This is a genomic window from Kocuria sp. WN036 (assembly GCF_002287015.1).
GTDB classification, from domain to species: domain Bacteria; phylum Actinomycetota; class Actinomycetes; order Actinomycetales; family Micrococcaceae; genus Kocuria; species Kocuria rosea.
In genome coordinates this window covers 64,058-83,027 of sequence record NZ_NSKF01000018.1, presented here as the reverse complement: position 1 = coordinate 83,027, position 18,970 = coordinate 64,058, and the positions used below count along the sequence as shown (strand labels likewise).

The following is an 18,970-nucleotide window of genomic DNA, read 5'->3' as shown; positions in this document are numbered from 1 at the left end:
CGTCCGCGCGCTGTCCGGGCTCCGCGGACGGTTGACCCGGATCCGGTCGATGCCCCTGCTCGTTGCTCTGCTTCCCGCCCCGGTCGGTGGTCCCCGGCCGCTGCGGCGTCTTCTTCTCCGTCATTCGGAGCTCCTCCTCGTCTTCGGCGTCCGCGCGGGCCGCCGGATCGATCAGTTGGGTCGGGTCCCCGTGAGCAAAGCGGGGAGCTCGAGGGCGAGCCGGGCGCCCACCTGCTCGAGCAGCCTGCCGGCCTCGCGCATGCTGACCCGCGGGTCCGGCTCGAGCTCGGTGAGGGCATAGGTGCGCACGAAACCGGCAGCCCTGCGGGTCTCCTCGTCGAGGGTGGTGCGGCCGCACACGGCCACCACCGGGACGCCGGCGGCGTGCGCGGTGGTGGCGACCCCCATGGGGGTCTTCCCGCCGAGCGACTGCTCGTCGAGGCTGCCCTCCCCGGTGACGACCAGGTCGGTGCCCACCATCCGGTCGGCGAGCCCCACGAACTCCAGGACCACGTCGATGCCGGGGCGGCGCTGGGCCCCGAGCACGGCGAGGGCTGCATAGCCCACGCCGCCGGCGGCTCCGGCGCCGGGGGCCCCGGCCGCCGTCAGGGCGGCCGGGCCCAGGGCGTCCGCCAGCCGGTCCCGGAAGACCGTCAGGGCGGCATCGAGGGATGCGACGAGATCCGGGTCGGCGCCCTTCTGCGGGCCGAACACGGCCGCCGCACCGTTGGTCCCCGTGAGGGGGTTGTCGACGTCCGCGGCCAGGACGAACTGTGCGTCCCGCACCCGGGGATCCAGCCCGGTGAGGTCCACCCGGACCAGCCGGGCGAGCTCGGCGCCTCCGCGGCCCAGCTCGGCGCCCTCGTCGTCCAGCAGGCGAGCGCCGAGGCCCTGGAGCAGCCCCGCACCGCCGTCGGTGCAGGCGCTGCCGCCCACCCCCAGGACGATCCGGGTGGCTCCGGCATCGAGGGCGGCGCGGACCAGTTCCCCGGTGCCGCGGCTGGTGGCGCCCCCGGCGTCGAGCACGGGTGCGCCGTCCTCGTCCACGGGGAGCGCGGCCAGTCCCGAGGCCAGGGCCATCTCCACCACCGCGGTCCGGTCGAGCAGGGCAAACCCTGCCTCGACGGGGTTCCCGGCGGGACCGGTCACGGTGGTGGAGCAGGCGACGAATCCGGCGCCGACGGCGGCGTCGAGGGTGCCCTCGCCGCCGTCGGCCACCGGGACGGCCACGACCGTGGCGGACGGCTCCACGGACCGGATGCCCGCCGCGAGGTGCTCCACCACGTCGGTGGCTTCCAGCGAACCCTTGAACTTGTCCGGGGCGACGACGATGCGCACGGGGCGTGCCTCCTGTTCTGTGCGGACGGGGATCAGTCGAGCAGGGCGATCGCCGTCGGGGCGTCCACGCCGCTGACGGCGAGCTCCTCGAACTCGACCACGTTGTCGATCTCGGTCCCCATGGAGATGTTGGTGACCTTCTCCAGTATGACCTCCACCACCACGGGGACCTGGTGCTTCTCCAGGAGGACCCGCGCCTGGCCGAAGGCCTCCTGCAGCTTCTCGGGATCGGTCACGCGCAGGGCCTTGCAGCCCAGGCCCTCGACCACCTTGAGGTGGTCCACTCCGTAGCCCTGGGTCTCCGGGGAGTTGATGTTCTCGAACGCCAGGGAGACGTTCTGCTCCATCTTGAACCCGCGCTGGGACTGGCGGATGAGGCCCAGGTACGAGTTGTTCACCACCACGTGGAGATAGGGCAGGTTGAACTGCGCCCCGACGGCCAGCTCCTCGATCATGAACTGGAAGTCGTAGTCCCCGGAGAGCGCGACGACGGTGGCCTCGGGCTTGCCCCGGACGACGCCGAGGGCGGCGGGCCCGGTCCAGCCCAGCGGGCCGGCCTGGCCGGCGTTGATCCACTGGCGGGGGCCGTGCACGTGCAGGAACTGGCCGCCGGCGATCTGGGAGAGCCCGATCGTGGAGACGTAGGTGACGTCCGTGCCGAAGGCGGTGTTCATCTCCTCGTAGACGCGCTGCGGCTTGACCGGGACCTGCGTGAAGTGCGTCTTGCGCTGCATCGAGCCCTTGCGCTGGGCGCAGTCCTTGACCCACACGGACCAGTCCGGCACGGAGAACCGCTCCTTCCGCTCCCGGGCGACCTCGATGAGGATCTCCAGGGCCGCGCCGGCGTCGGAGACGATGCCGAGGTCGGGGGAGAAGACGCGTCCGATCTGAGTGGGCTCGATGTCGATGTGCACGAACGTGCGACCCCGGGTGTAGGTGTCCAGGCCGCCGGTGTGGCGGTTGGCCCACCGGTTGCCGATGCCGAGCACGAAGTCGGACTCGAGGAACGTCGCGTTGCCGTAGCGGTGGGAGGTCTGCAGGCCCACCATGCCCGCCATCAGCGGGTGGTCGTCCGGGATGGCGCCCCAGCCCATGAGGGTCGGGATCACGGGCACGTCCAGCAGCTCGGCGAGCTCGACCAGCTGCGCCGAGGCATCGGCGTTGATGATGCCGCCGCCGGCCACGATGAGCGGACGCTGCGCGGAGGAGAGCATGTCCAGGACCTTCTCGGCCTGCGCGCGGGTCGCCGCGGGGCGGTGGACGGCCAGGGGCTCGTAGACGTCGATGTCGAACTCGATCTCGGCGAGCTGGACGTCCAGGGGGAGATCCAGCAGCACCGGACCGGGCCGGCCCGAGCGCATGAGGTAGAAGGCCTTCTGAAACGCCCCCGGCACCTGGCCGGGCTCCAGCACCGTCATGGCCATCTTGGTGACCGGCGCGGCGATCGAGGAGATGTCCACGGCCTGGAAGTCCTCCTTGTGCAGCTTGGCCACGGGGGCCTGGCCGGTGATGCACAGGATCGGGACGGAGTCCGCCCACGCGGCGTAGAGGCCGGTGATCATGTCGGTGCCCGCAGGCCCGGACGTCCCCACGCAGATCCCGATGTTGCCGGGGGCGGCCCGGGTGTAGCCGTCGGCCATGTGCGAGGCGCCCTCGACGTGCCGGGCGAGGGTGTGCCGGATGCCGCCGTGGGCGCGCATCGCCGAGTAGAACGGGTTGATGGCGGCGCCGGGCAGGCCGAAGGCCTCGGTGGCGCCCTCCTTCTCGAGGATGGCGACGACGGCGTCGACCGTGCGCATTCTGGCCATGATGAACTCCTTGGAAGCAGGACCCGGGATCGGGTCGGGAAGCGGTGGGGTGGGGAAGGTCAGCGGCCCGAGCGGCCGGAGAGCTCCTCGACGAGCTTGAAGAGACCCGAGTGGTCGAGTCCGCCGTCGCCCTTGTTGACGGTGGCGGCCACGAGCTGGGCGACGATCGCGCCGAGCGGCACGGCCACGCCGGCCTCCCGGGCGGCGGAGGTCACGATGCCCATGTCCTTGTGGTGCAGCTGGAGCCGGAAGCCCGGGTCGAAGTTGCGGTCCAGCATCTTCTGGCCCTTCTGGTCCAGGACCTTGGAACCGGCCAGGCCGCCCCCGAGGACCTTCAGCGCGGCGTCCGTGTCCACGCCGTAGGCCTCGAGGAAGACGACGGCCTCCGCGAGCAGCTGGATGTTGCCGGCCACGATCAGCTGGTTGGCCGCCTTGACGGTCTGCCCGGAGCCGGCGGGGCCCACGTGCACGATCGTCTTCCCGACGGCCTCGAGCACCGGGCGGGCGGCCTCGAAGTCCGCGGCCTCGCCGCCGACCATGATCGAGAGCACGGCGTCGATGGCGCCCTGCTCCCCGCCGGAGACCGGGGCGTCCAGCGGGCGCAGTCCGTGCTCGACGGCCTCCCGGGACAGGCGCGCGGCCACGTCCGGGCGGATGGAGCTCGCGTCGATCCAGACGGTGCCCTGCGCGGCGTGGGCGAAGACGCCGTCCTCGCCGGTCACGACTCCCTCGACGTCCGGGGAGTCCGGGACCATCGTGATCACGACGTCGGCGTTCGCGACGGACTCGGCCACGCTGGACGCGCCCTTGCCGCCGGCCTCGACGAGCTGGTCGATCTTGTCCTGCGAACGGTTGAAGCCGACGACGTCGTAGCCGGCCGTGACGAGGTTCTTGGCCATGGGCAGGCCCATGATGCCGAGTCCGATGACGGTGACGTTGGTCATGGTGGGATTCCTCACTGTGGGAGCCCGTGCGGTGCGTGCGACGGGCCGTGGTGGCAGGTGCGGGGAGGAGCGGCGTCAGGCGCCGGCGCGGGCCGCGGACCACGCGGCGGTCCAGGCGAAGGGGTCCTGCTGCGACGCCTTGTACTCGAGGCCTACGTAGCCCGAGTAGCCGAGCTCCCGGCTGCGCTCGATCCACTGCTGGAGCGGGAGCTCGCCGGTGCCGGGCTCGTTGCGCCCTGGGGCGTCGGCGATCTGGATGTGGCCGAAGTCAGCGGCGTGCTTCTCGATGACCGCGGAGACGTCGTCACCGTTGACCGACAGGTGGTAGAAGTCGGCGAGCAGCCTGATGTTGTCGGCACCGGCGGCCCGGACCTTCGCGATGACGTCGAGGGCGTCCTGGGCGGTCTTCAGGGGATAGGCCTCGGTGCCGGAGACCGGCTCCAGCAGCACGGTCCCGCCGATGCGCGCCACGCCCTCGGCGGCGGCCACGAGATTGCGCACCGCCAGCTCGTCCTGGGCCTCCGGCGTGTGCTCGGGCCGGCGGTTGCCGTAGAGCGCGTTGAAGGCCTTGCAGCCGGTGCGCTCGCCGATGGCGGCGACCACGGCGATGTTCTCCTTGAACTCCCCGCAGCGGCCCTTCCAGGACACGAGGCCCCGGTCTCCGCCCGGCATGTCGCCTGCGTTGAAGTTCAGCCCGCTCAGCTGCACCCCCGCGTCCCGGATCGCGTCCACGAAGGCGTCGACGTCGCGGTCCGCGGGCACGGACTCCGCGAAGGGCCACCAGAACTCGACCGCGTCGAAGCCGGCGGCCTTGGCGGCCGCGGGGCGCTCGAGCAGGGGCAGGTCGGTGAGAAGGATGGAGCAGTTCACGGTGTAGGACATCTGGATCCTCCTGGTTCGGACGGGACCACCACGTATTTCGGAATGTGGAAGTCAACTTCTGTCTTGTGAAACAGCGTACGGTCCCCTGTGACGCAGGTCAATCTCTGATTGGAAGAATTATTTCGGGATGTGGAAACTATGGGGTGTGGTCCGATGGCATGGAAGGACCCCGTGCCGCCGCGGTGGCAGGGCGGCACGGGGTCCGGTCGGTGGGGACGGGATCGCCGTCCGGTCAGCGCAGCTTCATCTGCCGGTTGACGTCCTTGTAGAGGAGGTACCGGAACCGGCCGGGGCCGCCCGCGTAGCAGGCCTGGGGGCAGAACGCCCGCAGCCACATGAAGTCGCCGGCCTCGACCTCGACCCAGTCCTGGTTGAGCCGGTAGACGGCCTTGCCCTCGAGGACGTAGAGCCCGTGCTCCATGACGTGGGTCTCGGCGAAGGGGATCACCGCCCCCGGCTCGAAGGTCACGATCGTCACGTGCATGTCGTACCGGACGTCGTCCGGGTCCACGAAGCGCGTGGTCGCCCACTTGCCGTCGGTCCCCGGCATGGCCGTCGGCTCGACCTCCTGCTCGTTGGTGACGAACGGCTCCGGCACCTCGATGCCCTGCACGTACTCGTAGGCCTTGCGGATCCAGTGCAGGCGGGCGGGCTCGCCGCCGCGGTTGCGCACGGTCCACTCGCACTCCGGCGGGAGGAAGGCATAGCCGCCGGGGACGAGCTCGTGCTCCTCCCCGTCGACGGTCAGGACGAGCGCCCCCTCCATGAGGAAGAGCACGCCCTCCACGCCGGCCTCCGTCTCGGGCCGGTCGCTGCCGCCGCCGGGGCCGACCTCCACGATGTACTGCGAGAAGGTCTCCGCGAAGCCGGACAGAGGCCGGGCGAGCACCCAGACCCGGGTGTCCTCCCAGAACGGGAGCCGGCTGGTCACGATGTCCCGCATGGTCCCGCGCGGGATCACCGCGTAGGCCTCCGTGAACATCGCCCGGTCCGTGAGCAGCTGGGTCTGGTCGGGGTGGCCGCCGTGCGGCGCGTGGTAGGTGGTCTCGGTCATCTGAAGTCGCCTCCGGTGGTCGATGCGGCCGGTGCCGCGGCCTTGGGGTGGGCCAGGGAGAAGAGCTCGTGCTCGCCGATGCCGGCGCTCTCCTCGAGCTCCTCCCCGGAGATCGCGCCGCACAGCACGCCGCGGTGGACGAATCGGGCCAGGGCGCGGGCGGTGGCCGGTTCGTCCATGATCTCCGACTCGATGCCGTGCACGTAGTTCTTCAGCCGCAGCGCCGCCGCGGGGAAGCCCTCGCGGTAGAAGAAGTACGTGGCCAGGTAGCGGGTGGGCAGCTGGTGCGCGTGCAGGTCCCATCCCTGGTAGTAGCCCCGCTCCAGGGAGCGGCGCACCAGACGGGCGTGCAGCCGCCAGGCGGCCAGCTTCTGCCGGTCGCTCCCGGTGGGCAGGATGTTCGTGGAGCCGTCGGACAGCCGCACCCCGGTGCCGGCCACGGCGACCTGCATGACGGCCTTGGCGTGGTCGGCGGCCGGGTGCTCCATGGACTGGTACTGGGCGGCGATCTGCAGGGAGTCGGAATAGTCGTAGGTCCCGTAGTGCAGGGCCTCGACCCGTCCGTCCGTCCGGTGGAGCATCGCCGGGATGGGGCAGGTGCCGTCGGTCCCCAGGATCATCGGGGCCGTCTCCATCTGCACCTCGAACCGCAGCCGCCCCGCCGGCAGCCCGAGGCCCGCCTCGAGCTGTTCGCAGGCCTCGACCATGACGTCGACCTGCTCCGTGGTGCTCACCTTGGGCAGGGTGAGGACGAGGCCGCGGGGGAGGCCGTCCTCGCTGTGCCCGGCCTCCCGCAGCCCGCCCTCGCGCACCAGGGTGGTGACGAACAGGTCGAGCGTGCGCAGGCCGCGGTCCCGGGTGGCGGCCTCGAAGCACTTGAAGCGGATCCCGATGTACGGCGGCGCGGTGCCCTCCCGGACGGCCAGGGCCACGGTGCGCGCCGCGCGCACGGCCCACTCGTCCTCCTCCTGGTCCCCGCGGTCGCCGAAACCGTCCTCGAAGTCCAGACGGACGTCCTCGATGGGCTCGGTGGCGAGCTTGTGCTCGACCGCTCGCGCCACCCGGTCGACCAGACCCGGGGCGGCACCCTCGGGGGCCACCTGCTCCGCGAGGGAGGCCGCACCGAGCCCGGCCACGGACCGGGCGGCGCGCTCTCCCCACTGCCGGGCGGTCTCCGGGGTGAAGCTGTCGGCGGGGAGGTAGACGGTGTGCACGGGCTGGCGTGTACCGGGGTCCCCCGGGTAGGACCGCTGGAGCAGCGCGTCGGTGCCGGCGAGCCGCTCCGCAGCGCGCTGCCGGAAGGCCGTGCCCAGCGTCCCGGTGTCCAGGTCGCCGGCGCTCACTTCGTGGCCACCCGGTCGCGGTCGGACTGCTCGAGCAGCTCGTAGGCGGGCAGGGTGAGGAAGTCGACGTAGTCCTCGCCCAGCACCAGATCGGCGATCAGGGCGGCCGCCGGCTCGAAGTGCGCCTCGTAGGACTGCGGGTCGACCTCCTCGCGCAGGACCTCCTTCTGCCGCTGGAGCTCCTCGGCCACGAGCTCGCGGGTCGCGGTGTTCCCGGTGTCCTCGTAGACCACGCCGTTGCGGATCTGCTGCCAGATCTGCGAGCGGGAGATCTCGGCGGTCGCGGCGTCCTCCATGAGGTTGTGGATGGCCACGGCCCCGTTGCCGGAGAGCCACACGGCGGTGTAGCGGATCGCCACGTAGAGGTTGGCCGCGAGCTCCTTCTGGGTGCTCACCCGCCCGGCGCTGGCGACGTCGAGCAGTTGCTCGGCGCTCACCCGCACGTCCTCGCGCAGCCGGTCCACCTGGTTGGGCCTCTCGCCGAGGACCCCGTCGAAGACCTCGCGGCAGGTGGGCACCAGGTCCGGGTGGGCCACCCAGGAGCCGTCGAAGCCGTCGTCGGCCTCGCGGGTCTTGTCCGCGCGCACCTTGGCGAACGCGGCCTCGGTGGCCTCCTGGTCCCGGCGGTTGGGGATGACCGCGGCCATGCCGCCCATCGCGAAGGCCCCGCGGCGGTGACAGGTCCGCACGAGCAGCTCGGTGTAGGCCCGCATCAGCGGGGCCGTCATGGTGATGGTGGAGCGGTCCGCCAGGACGAACTTCTCGCCGGCGTCCCGGAAGTACTTGATGATGCTGAACAGGTAGTCCCAGCGTCCCGCGTTGAGCCCCGAGGCGTGCTCGCGCAGCTCCCAGAGGATCTCGTCCATCTGGAACGCCGCGGGGATCGTCTCGATGAGCACGGTCGCCCGGACGGTGCCGTGCTCGATGCCCAGGTGCTCCTCGGCGAACGTGAACACGTCGTTCCACAGCCGGGCCTCGAGGTGGGACTCCAGCTTCGGCAGGTAGTAGTACGGTCCGTGCCCGTTGGCCAGCAGGAGCTTCGCGGTGTGGAAGAAGTGCAGGCCGAAGTCCACGAGCGCGCCGGAGGCCGGCTGCCCGTCCACCGTGACGTTGTGCTCCGGCAGGTGCCAGCCGCGGGGCCGGGTGACCACCACGGCGAGCGGGGCGTCCTGGCGCAGGGCGTACTGCTTGCCCTCCGGGGACGTGAAGCTCAGGGTGCCCCGGGCGGCGTCGCGCAGGTTGAGGACGCCGTCCACCTGGTTGTGCCAGGTGGGGCTCGAGGCGTCCTCGAGATCGGCGAGCCACACCTTGGCCCCGGAGTTCAGCGCGTTGATCGCCATCTTGGCCGGCGAGGCGGGCCCGGTCATCTCGACCCGGCGGTCCTGCAGGGCCGGCGGCGCCGGGGCGACCGTCCAGTCCCCCTCGCGGATCTCCCGGGTCTCCGGCAGGAAGTCCAGGGTGCCGGTCTCGGCGGCCCGGCGGCGGTTCTGCTCCCGGGCGCCGAGCAGCTCGGCGCGGCGGTCGGCGAAGTTGTGGTGCAGGGCCTCCACGAAGGAGAGGGCCTCGGCGGTGAGGATCTCGCTCGCGCGGTCCAGGCCGGCGGGGGTGGTGAACTCGATGGCCATGGTGGTCTCCGTTCGGTGCTGGGTTCGGTGGGCGTCGCCGCCCGTGGTGCCGGGCGTCGCCGCCCGGTGGTGCGGACTCGGTGCCGCGCTGCTAGCGGGCGGCCACCGGTGCGAGCTGACGGGTGTCCTGCTGGGCCGCCTGCTGCACGGCCTCGGCCACGGCCGGCGCCACGTGCTGGTCGAAGACACTGGGGACGATGTAGCTCGCGTTGAGCTCGTCCTCGGCCACGCAGTCGGCGATGGCCTGCGCGGCGGCGACCAGCATGTCGGTGGTGATGTCGGATGCCCCGGCGTCGAGCAGGCCGCGGAACAGGCCCGGGAAGGCCAGGACGTTGTTGATCTGGTTCGGGAAGTCCGAGCGGCCGGTCGCGACCACCGCGGCGTGCTCCGCGGCGACGCCGGGATCGATCTCGGGGTCGGGGTTGGCCATGGCGAAGACGATCGCGCGGTCGTTCATGGCGGCCACGTCGGCCCCGTCGAGCAGGTCGGGGGCGGAGACGCCGATGAAGACGTCGCTGCCCACCACGGCCTCCTTGAGCGAGCCGGAGAACCCGGTCTCGTTGGTGTTCTCGGCGATCCACTGCCGGTGCGGGTCGTCGTAGCTCTCCCCGCGGTGGATCGCGCCCTTGCGGGAGCAGGCGATGATGTCCTGCACTCCCTGGGCCTTGAGGAGCTGGATGATGGCGTGCCCTGCGGCGCCCACCCCGGAGACCACGACCTTGATGTCGCCGATCTGCTTGTCCACCACGCGCAGGGCGTTGAACAGCGCGGCCAGGGCCACGATCGCGGTGCCGTGCTGGTCGTCGTGGAAGACCGGGATGTCGAGCTCCTCGCGGAGCCGGGCCTCGATCTCGAAGCAGCGCGGGGCCGCGATGTCCTCGAGGTTGATCCCGCCGTAGACAGGCGCCATGGCCTTGACGATGCGCACGATCTCGTCGGTGTCCGTCGTGTCGAGGCAGACCGGCCACGCGTCCACGCCGGCGAACGCCTTGAACAGGGCGGCCTTGCCCTCCATGACCGGCAGGGCGGCGGCCGGGCCGATGTCGCCCAGGCCGAGCACCGCGGTGCCGTCGGTGACCACGGCCACCGTGTTGCGCTTGATCGTCAGCCGCCGGGCGTCCCCGGGGTTGTCGTGGATGGCCATGCAGACCCGGGCCACGCCGGGGGTGTAGGCGCGGGAGAGGTCGTCACGGTTGCGCAGCGAGACGCGGGGGGTGACCTCGATCTTGCCGCCGAGGTGGATCAGGAACGTGCGGTCGCTGATCTTGCGCACCTGGACGCCGTCGAGCGCCTCGAGGGAGTCGCGCACCTCGTCGCGGTGGGAAGCGTCGGAGACGTTGCAGCTGACGTCGACGACGACGTGGTCTGCGTGGGACTCCACGATGTCGAGGGCGGTCACGGCCGCGCCGGCCCGAGCGGCGGCGGCGGCGAGCTCGCTGGTGACGGTGAGGCCTGCCGGGGCCTCCACACGCAGGATCATCGAGTATCCGGGACTGGGCGTGGCCATGGTTCCTCCAGGGGCTGTGGTGCGACCATTTCAGTCGCATCGTGGAATGAAACTTTCGTATTATGGATATTATGGGAGCCAGCCGAGGTTGGCAAGGATCTTTCGTGACACCTGTCACGGATCCGGCCACCGAGATCTCGCCCGGCGCACGAGGCGGCCGGGCTGTACCGACGGGAGATGGCCATGACCACGACGACCACACGAGCCGGTTCGGGCGGGGTGCAATCGGTGGAACGCGTTTTCGAGCTCCTCGAGGTGATCACCGCGGCCGGTGGGGAGATGTCGCTCAGCGAGCTCTCCGCCGCTGTGAAGCTTCCGCTGCCCACCATCCACCGGTTGCTGCGCACGCTGGTGCCCTCCGGCTACGTCCGTCAGCTCCCCAACCGCAACTACGCGCTGGGGCCGCGGCTGATCCTGCTGGGGGAGGCCGCCGGGCGGCAGTTCGGTTCGGCGGCCCGTTCGCGTCTGGACGAGCTGGTGGCCGAGCTCGGCGAGTCGGCGAACATGGCCGTGCTCGACGGCCATGAGGTCGTCTACATCGCCCAGGCCCAGTCCAACCGGTCCATGCGCATGTTCACGGAGGTGGGCCGCCGGGCCGACACCCACGACACCGGTGTGGGCAAGGCCATGCTCGCCACCCTGCCGGACGAACGGGTCCGTGCCATCGTGGGCGCGGCGGGCATGGCCACGCCCACGCCCAAGAGCATCGGGACCCTCGAGGAGCTGTTCGCGGACCTCGACCGGATCCGGGAGCGCGGCTACGCGATCGACGACGAGGAGACCGAGCTCGGCGTGCGCTGCTTCGCGATGGCGGTGCCCGGGGCGCCGACCCCCACGGCGATCTCCGTCTCCGGACCGGTGTCCCGGGTGGACGAGGAGTTCGGCCGCCGGGCCGTGCCCGTGCTGCGCCGGGCGGCCGAGGCGATCGCCGCCGAGCTGATGCCCGTCACGGCCTGACTCCCGGGCGTCGCTGTCGGAGGCGGGTGCGGGATCAGGCGTCGCCGCCGGCGTTGCCGGTGGTGCCGGCGGTGACGTCGTCCAGGCGGTAGCGCTCGAACGCCCGGGCCGGGGCCCCGTCGTCCACCTCCCCCCGGTCGGCGAGCATCTGCAGCGCCCGCACCACGATGGAGTGCACGTCGATCCCGAACCAGCGCCGAGCCGCGGCGCGGGTGTCCGAGAAGCCGAAGTCGTCGGCACCCAGGGTGGCGAAGTCGTTCGGCAGGTACTGCCGGATCCGGTCCGGCAGCTCCGAGACGAAGTCCGTGGAGGCGATGACGGGCCCCTCCGCCCCTGCGAGCTGCTGGGTCACGAAGGGCACCCGGCGCGGTGCTGCCGGGTTGCGGAACGCCTCCTGCTCGGCGGCCAGGCCGTCGCGGCGCAGCTCGTTCCAGGAGGTCACCGACCACACGTCGGCGGAGACCCCCCACTCCTCGGCCAGCACCTGCTGGGCCTGCAGGGCCCACGGCACCGACACGCCCGAGCCGAGCAGCTGCACCTTCGGGCCGGGGTGCGCGGAGCCGGCGACCCGGTGGATGCCGCGCACGATGCCCTCGACGTCGACGTCCTCCGGCTCGGCCGGCTGCTGGTAGGGCTCGTTGTAGACCGTCAGGTAGTACATGACGTTCGGGTCCGCCGAGTCCGGGCCGTACATCTGCTCGAGGCCGTGCCGGACGATGTGGGCGATCTCGTAGCCGTAGGCCGGGTCGTAGCTGCGCACGGCCGGGTTCGTGCCGGCGAGCACGGGGGAGTGGCCGTCGGCGTGCTGGAGGCCCTCGCCGGTGAGCGTGGTGCGCCCGGCGGTGGCCCCGATGATGAACCCGCGGGTCATCTGGTCGGCGGCGGCCCAGAAGGAGTCGCCGGTGCGCTGGAAGCCGAACATCGAGTAGAAGATGTAGAACGGCACCATGGGCTCGCCGTGGGTGGCGTAGGAGGTGCCGGCGGCGGTGAAGGCCGCGACGGCGCCGGCCTCGTTGATCCCCGGGTGGAGCAGGACGCCCTGTGGGGACTCCTTGTAGGCGAGCATCAGCTCTCGGTCCACGGAGAGGTAGTTCTGCCCGTTGGGGTTGTAGATCTTCGCCGTGGGGAAGAACGAGTCCATGCCGAAGGTCCGGGCCTCGTCGGGGACGATGGGCACGATCCGGTGGCCGAAGTCCTTGCTCCGCATGAGATCCCGCAGGACGCGCACGAAGGCCATGGTGGTGGCCGCCATCTGCTTGCCCGATCCCTTCTTGCCGGACCGGTAGGCGTCGTCGCCGGGCAGCACCACGGGGGCGTGCCGGGCCCGGCGCACGGGCAGGCCTCCGCCCAGCTCCTTGCGCCGCTCGAGAAGGTAGCGGATCTCCGGGGCGTCGGGGCCGGGGTGGTAGTACGGGACGCCGTAGAGGTCGTCGTCGATCTGCTCGTCGGTGACCGGGATGCGCAAAAGGTCGCGGAAGGCCTTGAGGTCCTCCAGGGTCAGCTTCTTCATCTGGTGGGTCGCGTTGCGCGCCTCGAAAGAGGCGCCCAGCCCGTAGCCCTTCACCGTCATCGCGAGCACCACCGTGGGCTTGCCCCGGAACTCGGTGGCCGCCCGGTAGGCGGCATAGACCTTCCGATAGTCGTGGCCGCCGCGCTTGAGGGCCCAGATCTCGTCGTCGGTCATGTCCGCGACGAGCTCCTTGGTGGTGGTGGACCGGCCGAAGAAGTGGTCGCGGACGAACCCGCCGGACTCCGCCTTGAAGGTCTGGTAGTCCCCGTCGAGGGTCTCGTTCATGACCCGGACCAGCTCGCCGTTCGTGTCGGCCGCCAGCAGGGGGTCCCACTCCCGTCCCCACAGCACCTTGACCACGTTCCAGCCGGCGCCGCGGAAGAAGGCCTCCAGCTCCTGGACGATCTTGCCGTTGCCGCGCACCGGCCCGTCCAGGCGCTGCAGGTTGCAGTTGATCACGAAGTTCAGGTTGTCCAGCTTCTCGTTGGCGGCCAGCTGCAGCAGCCCGCGCGACTCCGGCTCGTCCATCTCGCCGTCGCCCAGGAACGCCCAGACCTGCTGCTCGGAGGTGTCCTTGATCCCGCGGTGGTGCAGGTAGCGGTTGAACTGCGCCTGGTAGATCGCGTTCATCGGCCCGATGCCCATGGACACGGTCGGGAACTGCCAGAAGTCGGGCATGGAGCGGGGGTGCGGGTAGGACGGGATGCCGTCGCTGCCCTTGGACTTCTCCTGCCGGAACCCGTCCAGCTGCTCCTCGGTGAGCCGGCCCTCCAGGAACGCCCGGGCGTACATGCCCGGGGAGGCGTGACCCTGGAAGAAGACCTGGTCCCCGCCGCCGGGATGGTCGGGGCCGCGGAAGAAGTGGTTGAAGCCGACCTCGTAGAGGGTGGCCGCGCCGGCGTAGGTGGAGATGTGACCGCCCACGCCGATCTCCGGGCGCTGGGCCCGGTGCACCATCACGGCGGCGTTCCAGCGCAGCCAGCGGCGGTAGGTGCGCTCGATCTCCTCGTCGCCCGGGAACTCCGGCTCCTGGTCCACGGGGATCGTGTTCACGTAGTCCGTGGTGACCGTCGGCGCGGCCGGGCCCGCGGACCCGGGTCGTGGTGCCGACGACTGCAGGAGGTACTGCGTCCGCTCCCGCACCTGCTTCTCGATGAGGTCCTCGAACGAACCCAGCCACTGCGCGGCTGCGGCCGATGTGCTGTCCGGGGCCTCGGGAGTCGGCCGGTTGCGGTGTTCAACCATGTGCTCAGGGGTCACGTCAACTCTTTCTCAGTGGTCATGGGTGGAGAAAGCCAGGGGTGGAGGAGAGGCGCGTCCGACCGGCCTCCTGCGGCGCCGGGATCCCCGGCGCCGCAGAAGACCGGTGGAGGTTCGCCGGCGGGTCAGTGCGCGGACGAGCCGCTCGAGCCGTCCTGGGGCTTGCAGACCCTGGTGTCGATGATCTCGCCGGCGGCGGTGATGACGGGCACCTCGTTGCCGTCGCAGTCCACGAGCTTGCCGTTCCTGACGGTGTCGCCCTCCTGGAGGTGGTCCTGCAGATGCTCGATGCTCTCGTAGTGCACCGCGCGCACCGGGGCGTTGGCGAAGACGGAGCCGGTGCCCCTCGGCGGATTGCCGGCGCGGAACTCGTTGAACAGGATGTTGAGCAGGATCGCCATCACGGCCGCCGAGCTGATGCCGGAGTGGAAGATCGTCTCGAACCAGGCCGGGAAGTTCGCGTAGATCTCGGGCACGGCGATGGGCAGCATGCCGAACCCGATGGAGGTGGCCACGATGATCAGGTTGGCGCCGTTGCCGAAGTCCACCTTCGCCAGGGTGCGGATGCCGGAGGCGGCCACGCTGCCGAAGAGCACGATGCCGGCCCCGCCGAGCACGGGCGGCGGGACCGCCGCGACGACCCGCCCGAGCACGGGCAGCAGGCCGAGGGTCACGAGGATGAGGCCACCGGCCGTGACCACGAAGCGGCTCTTGATGCCGGTGATGGCCACGAGCCCCACGTTCTGGGCGAAGGCGCTCTGGGTGAAGCCGTTGAAGAGGGGGGCCAGGGCGGAGGAGGCCATGTCCGCGCGCAGGCCGTCGGCGATGCGCTTCTTGTCGACCTTCGTGTCGACGATCTCGCCGACCGCGATGATGTCGGCGGTGGTCTCGGTGAGGGTCACGAGGATGACGATGAACATCGAGAGGATGGCCGCCACCTCGAACACGGGGGGACCGAAGGCCAGCGGCTGCGGGACGGCGAAGATGTCGCCGCTGAGCACCTGGCTGAAGTCCGCCATGCCCAGCGCCGCGGCCGCGGCCGTGCCGAGCACCAGGCCGATGAGGATGGAGAGCCGGGAGATGGCGGCGCTGCCCAGCTTGGAGAGCAGCATGATGATCAGCAGGGTCAGGCCGGCCAGGGCGATGTTGCCGACCGAGCCGTACTCGGGGGACTGCGCGTTGCCGCCCATGGCCCACCGGGCCGCCACCGGGAACAGCGTGAGGCCGATGGACGTGATCACCACGCCGGTGACGACCGGCGGGAAGAAGCGGATGATGCTCACGAAGAACGGTGTGATGAGGAAGCCGACGACCGAGGCGACGATGACGGCGCCGAAGACGGCCTGGATGCCGCCGCCGCTCTGGACGATCGCGGTCATGGTGGCCACGCCGGCGAAGGAGGTGCCCTGCACGAGCGGCAGCTGCGAGCCGAAGAACTTGAGGCCCCAGGACTGCAGGACCGTGGCGAGTCCGCCCACGAACAGCGAGGCCGCGATGAGCAGACCCTGCTCCTGCGGGGTCATGCCGGCGACCCCGCCGATGATGAGCGGCGGGGCGATGATGCCGCCGTACATGGTGAGCACGTGCTGCAGCCCGTAGCCGAGGCTGGCGCCCGCGCCGAGGTACTCGTCCTCGGGGCGGGCGCGGGTGGTGGTGGGCGGCTCGGCGGTGCGTGACCTGGCCATGGTGTTCTCCTAAGGATCCTGGTGACGGGAGAGACCCGGTGCCGGCGAAGGGGCGGGACCGGGGCGGAGCGAGGAGGTGGAGAGGTGCGCGATGCGCGGTGGGCGCCGCGGGGCGCCGGGTGAGCCGGCAGCGTGGGCGCCGCCCGCAGGAGGGTGCGGGGGTCCGCCGTCGTCGCGCACGGACGACGACGGACCCCGGCCGGTGCCGCCGTGGGCGGCACCGGGGAGTGCGGTGCTCAGCAGAAGCCTGCGATGCCCATCCAGGCGGACTCGTTCTCCGCGGCTCCCTTGCGCTGGATCGTGGCCTCGATGAGTCCGTAGGGGCGGTCGGCCGCCCAGTGGGTCTCCTTGTCGTTCTCGAGGCCGCAGAAGCCGAGGTCGTACACGAAGTGGTGCTTGTTCGGGCACGAGAACTTGATCTCGTCGATCTCCGGGTGGGCCTCGATGACGGCCTTGCCCATCAGGTAGAGGGTCTCCTGCAGGGCCTTGGAGTAGTGGTCGGTGAACTTGGTCAGGATGATCTTCTTGACGTTCTCGTAGACGGCGTCGTAGTCCACGTCGGTGGTGTTGTAGCGCCACCGGGTGGCCACGTCCGTGGACATGATCCGGTCCTCGGTCTCGGGCAGGACCGTGTACTTGTCCTTCGGGTAGCCCGTGAAGCCGGACTGCGTGGACTTCAGGACCGTGAGGTCCTTGAACCCGGAGATCACCGTGCGCTCCTCGCCGTCGGCGACGACCACCGCGGTGCGCACCTCGTCCTTGTGCTGCACGAAGCAGTGGTCGTGGTCGTTGATACGGTTCCACGCGTACTCCTGGGCCGCCCAGCGACCACCGGTGATCCACTCGAACTCGCCGGTGAAGTGGTCGGCGAGCTCGAGCAGGAACTGCTCGGGGGACTCGATCCCGTACTGCTGGGCGAAGGCGAACACGGTCTGCTTCTGCGTGTCCGTGGGCACGCAGTGGGCGTTGTCGCCGAGGGTGTGCACCTCCTCCAGGTCGCCGCGCAGCTGCGAGGTGACCACGAGGTCGCGGATCTCGTGGCGGTCGGTGTCGCGGTTGATGCGCACCACGTGGTTCTCGGCCTTGCCGTACTGGTTCTTGCCCAGGACGACGGTGTCCGTGGTCTTCTCGGTGATGACGTCGGTCATGACGTTTCTCCTTGGAGTGTGGAAGGCGGTATCTGCTGATCGGGGCGGTCGAAGACGGGTTGACCCGTCGACTCCTGGGTCAACTGCCCCGGTAGGTGGAAAAGGCGAACGGGCTCAGCAGGAGCGGCACGTGGTAGTGCCTCTCCTCGGCCTGCACCGTGAAGTTCACCGTCACGAACGGGTAGAACGTCGGCTGGTTCCGGCCGGCGAAGTACTGTCCCGTGGCGAAGGTGATCCGGTAGTCGCCGGATTCCAGGGTCTCTGGGCCCAGTTCGGGCACGCGTCCGTCGGCGTTGGTCTCGGCGGTCGCGATGGAGGTGCCGTCGGCGGCCTCGAGGGCCACGGCGATCCCCTGGGCGGGGGTGCCGGTGACGGAGTCGAGGACGTGGGCGGTGACGTAGCTCATGGGGTGACGAGTCCTTCGAGTCGGAGGAGGGCGATCTGGCGCAGCTGGTCGGCGACCACGGCCTGCTCCGTCCCGGGGTCGTTGTCCATGCGGGTGGAGAGCTGGTCGAGGATCTCCTCGGGGGTGCGCCCGGCGGCGCGGATGAGGAACACCTGGCCGAACCGCTCCTCGTAGGCGAGGTTGCCCTCGCGCAGGCGCTGCTGGACGTCGGTGTCCGTGGGGTCGACCGCGGACTGCTCCGCTCGCGACAGCCCGGCCTCCGCGTGGTCGCCCTCGGCCCGCTCGCCGATGCGAGGGTGGTGGGACAGGGCTCTCTCGATCTCCTCGGCGCCGAACGGTTTCGCGGCCGTCCGGGCCGTGCTGAGCAGGGCATCATGGTGGGCGTAGGGCCGGGCGTCGACCACGGCCTCCACCCAGCGCGGGATGTCGAGCGCCGGACGGACGACCTCGGCCGCCTGGGTCCTGTTGAGGGAGTTGAACGCGGTGAGCTCCATGGAGTGTGCCTGTCACCTCTCTGTATTCCGTAATGTGGAAGAAAACTTTCACTACGTATAGTGAACTGGCTCACAAGCTGGAAGTCAATGGTCGCATCCTTGTGTTACTGATTTTTTGCAGAGAGATGCCGGGAGTGAAACTTCGGTTTCACCGCGGGGCAGGAGGATTGCGGTCATGCCGAGGGAGTGCGGAAGGAACGTCATGGATGGAGCAGGGGATCGGCACGGCGGTCCGGGTGCGGAGGACAAGGTGCTCGTGGTGACGGGAGCCGGTTCGGGGATCGGCCGCGCGGTGGCGCGCGCCTTCCTGGCGGCCGGGTGGGTGGTGGTGCTGGCCGGCCGGCGGCGTGCCGCCCTGGTGGAGACCGCCGAGGCCGCACCCGGTGCCCGGATCGTCCCGGTGGATGTGGCCGACGCCGAGAGCGTGGCCTCGGCCTTCCGGGAGATCGAGGAGCTGACCGGGCGGATCGACGTCCTGTTCAACAACGCGGGCACGTTCGGGCCCCGCGGTGGGGCGGACGAGATCGATCCCGACGAGTGGCAGCGCACCCTGCAGGTCAACCTGACCGGGACGTTCCTGTGCTCGGCACAGGCCGTCCGGATCATGAAGCGGCAGCAGCCCCGGGGTGGGCGGATCATCAACAACGGCTCGATCTCCGCGCACGCGCCCCGGCCCCTGTCCGCGGCCTACACCGCGAGCAAGCACGCCGTCACCGGCCTCACCCGGTCCCTGGACCTGGACGGGCGCCCCTACGGCATCACCTGCGGGCAGATCGACATCGGCAACGCGGCCACGGAGCTGCTGGCGGGCCTGGGCACGGACGGCGGCTCCCTGCAGGCCGACGGCACGCTGCGACCGGAACCGAGCTTCCCCGTCGAAGAGGTGGGGCGGGCGGTGCTGATGATGGCCGAGCTGCCCGCCTCCGCCACGGTGAACTCGCTCGTGCTGACCGCCTCGGGGATGCCGTTCGCCGGCCGCGGCTGACGGATCGGTGCCGCGCTCCGCGCC

General features: G+C 70.8%; 15 protein-coding genes. 2 read left to right on the top strand and 13 right to left on the bottom strand.

All coding sequences use genetic code 11. The features are described from left to right. Positions 1 to 171: 171 nt before the first annotated feature. The 8 genes from CK505_RS12240 to CK505_RS12205 form a co-directional block, all read right to left on the bottom strand. The gene (locus tag CK505_RS12240) at positions 172 to 1,338 is read right to left on the bottom strand and encodes a glycerate kinase (RefSeq protein ID WP_095651234.1); all 1,167 of its coding nucleotides are present in this window, start codon (positions 1,336 to 1,338) and stop codon (positions 172 to 174) included. 32 nt (positions 1,339 to 1,370) lie between these two features. Further along, positions 1,371 to 3,146 (bottom strand): glyoxylate carboligase, encoded by a 1,776-nt coding sequence (gcl, locus tag CK505_RS12235; RefSeq protein WP_031283718.1) that lies wholly within the window; start codon positions 3,144 to 3,146, stop codon positions 1,371 to 1,373. Between the two features lie 59 nt (positions 3,147 to 3,205). Beyond that, on the bottom strand, positions 3,206 to 4,090 hold the full coding sequence (locus tag CK505_RS12230; RefSeq protein WP_017834767.1) for a 2-hydroxy-3-oxopropionate reductase: 885 nt from the start codon (positions 4,088 to 4,090) through the stop codon (positions 3,206 to 3,208). Positions 4,091 to 4,165: 75 nt separating this feature from the next. After that, positions 4,166 to 4,972, bottom strand: a complete 807-nt coding sequence (locus CK505_RS12225; RefSeq protein WP_035923312.1) for a hydroxypyruvate isomerase family protein — start codon at positions 4,970 to 4,972, stop codon at positions 4,166 to 4,168. A 232-nt stretch (positions 4,973 to 5,204) separates the two neighbouring features. Next, a complete protein-coding gene (locus CK505_RS12220) occupies positions 5,205 to 6,026 on the bottom strand; it encodes a bifunctional allantoicase/(S)-ureidoglycine aminohydrolase (RefSeq protein ID WP_017834769.1) in 822 nt (273 codons plus the stop codon). Next, a complete protein-coding gene (locus tag CK505_RS12215) occupies positions 6,023 to 7,354 on the bottom strand; it encodes an aldolase (protein ID WP_176337214.1) in 1,332 nt (443 codons plus the stop codon). Before CK505_RS12215 ends, CK505_RS12220 begins: the two co-directional genes overlap by 4 nt. Positions 7,355 to 7,365: 11 nt before the next feature. Beyond that, complete coding sequence (gene aceB, locus CK505_RS12210) at positions 7,366 to 8,994, bottom strand: malate synthase A (RefSeq protein ID WP_035923310.1); 1,629 nt, start codon at positions 8,992 to 8,994, stop codon at positions 7,366 to 7,368. 91 nt (positions 8,995 to 9,085) lie between these two features. Continuing rightward, on the bottom strand, positions 9,086 to 10,501 hold the full coding sequence (locus tag CK505_RS12205; protein WP_095651232.1) for an NAD-dependent malic enzyme: 1,416 nt from the start codon (positions 10,499 to 10,501) through the stop codon (positions 9,086 to 9,088). Positions 10,502 to 10,684: 183 nt separating this feature from the next. On the opposite strand from CK505_RS12205, the gene CK505_RS12200 reads away from it, so the two are divergent. Continuing rightward, entirely contained in the window at positions 10,685 to 11,458 is a 774-nt protein-coding gene (locus CK505_RS12200; protein WP_095651231.1) for an IclR family transcriptional regulator, read from the top strand. Positions 11,459 to 11,492: 34 nt separating this feature from the next. Here CK505_RS12200 and aceE read toward each other — a convergent pair whose 3' ends face one another. From aceE to uraD, 5 genes are all read right to left on the bottom strand, one after another. Beyond that, positions 11,493 to 14,213: a pyruvate dehydrogenase (acetyl-transferring), homodimeric type gene (gene aceE, locus CK505_RS12195; protein WP_095651230.1), complete on the bottom strand. Its 2,721-nt coding sequence runs from the start codon at positions 14,211 to 14,213 to the stop codon at positions 11,493 to 11,495. Between the two features lie 140 nt (positions 14,214 to 14,353). Next, entirely contained in the window at positions 14,354 to 15,913 is a 1,560-nt protein-coding gene (locus CK505_RS12190) for a nucleobase:cation symporter-2 family protein (RefSeq protein ID WP_095651229.1), read from the bottom strand. Positions 15,914 to 16,149: 236 nt separating this feature from the next. Further along, positions 16,150 to 17,061: a factor-independent urate hydroxylase gene (gene pucL, locus CK505_RS12185; RefSeq protein ID WP_052132657.1), complete on the bottom strand. Its 912-nt coding sequence runs from the start codon at positions 17,059 to 17,061 to the stop codon at positions 16,150 to 16,152. Positions 17,062 to 17,140: 79 nt separating this feature from the next. Beyond that, positions 17,141 to 17,467 (bottom strand): hydroxyisourate hydrolase, encoded by a 327-nt coding sequence (gene uraH, locus CK505_RS12180; RefSeq protein WP_017834776.1) that lies wholly within the window; start codon positions 17,465 to 17,467, stop codon positions 17,141 to 17,143. Next, complete coding sequence (uraD, locus tag CK505_RS12175) at positions 17,464 to 17,961, bottom strand: 2-oxo-4-hydroxy-4-carboxy-5-ureidoimidazoline decarboxylase (RefSeq protein WP_095651228.1); 498 nt, start codon at positions 17,959 to 17,961, stop codon at positions 17,464 to 17,466. Before uraD ends, uraH begins: the two co-directional genes overlap by 4 nt. A 202-nt stretch (positions 17,962 to 18,163) precedes the next feature. Here uraD and CK505_RS12170 point away from each other — a divergent pair, with 202 nt between their 5' ends. Further along, a complete protein-coding gene (locus tag CK505_RS12170; RefSeq protein ID WP_095651227.1) occupies positions 18,164 to 18,946 on the top strand; it encodes an SDR family oxidoreductase in 783 nt (260 codons plus the stop codon). Positions 18,947 to 18,970 lie beyond the last annotated feature (24 nt).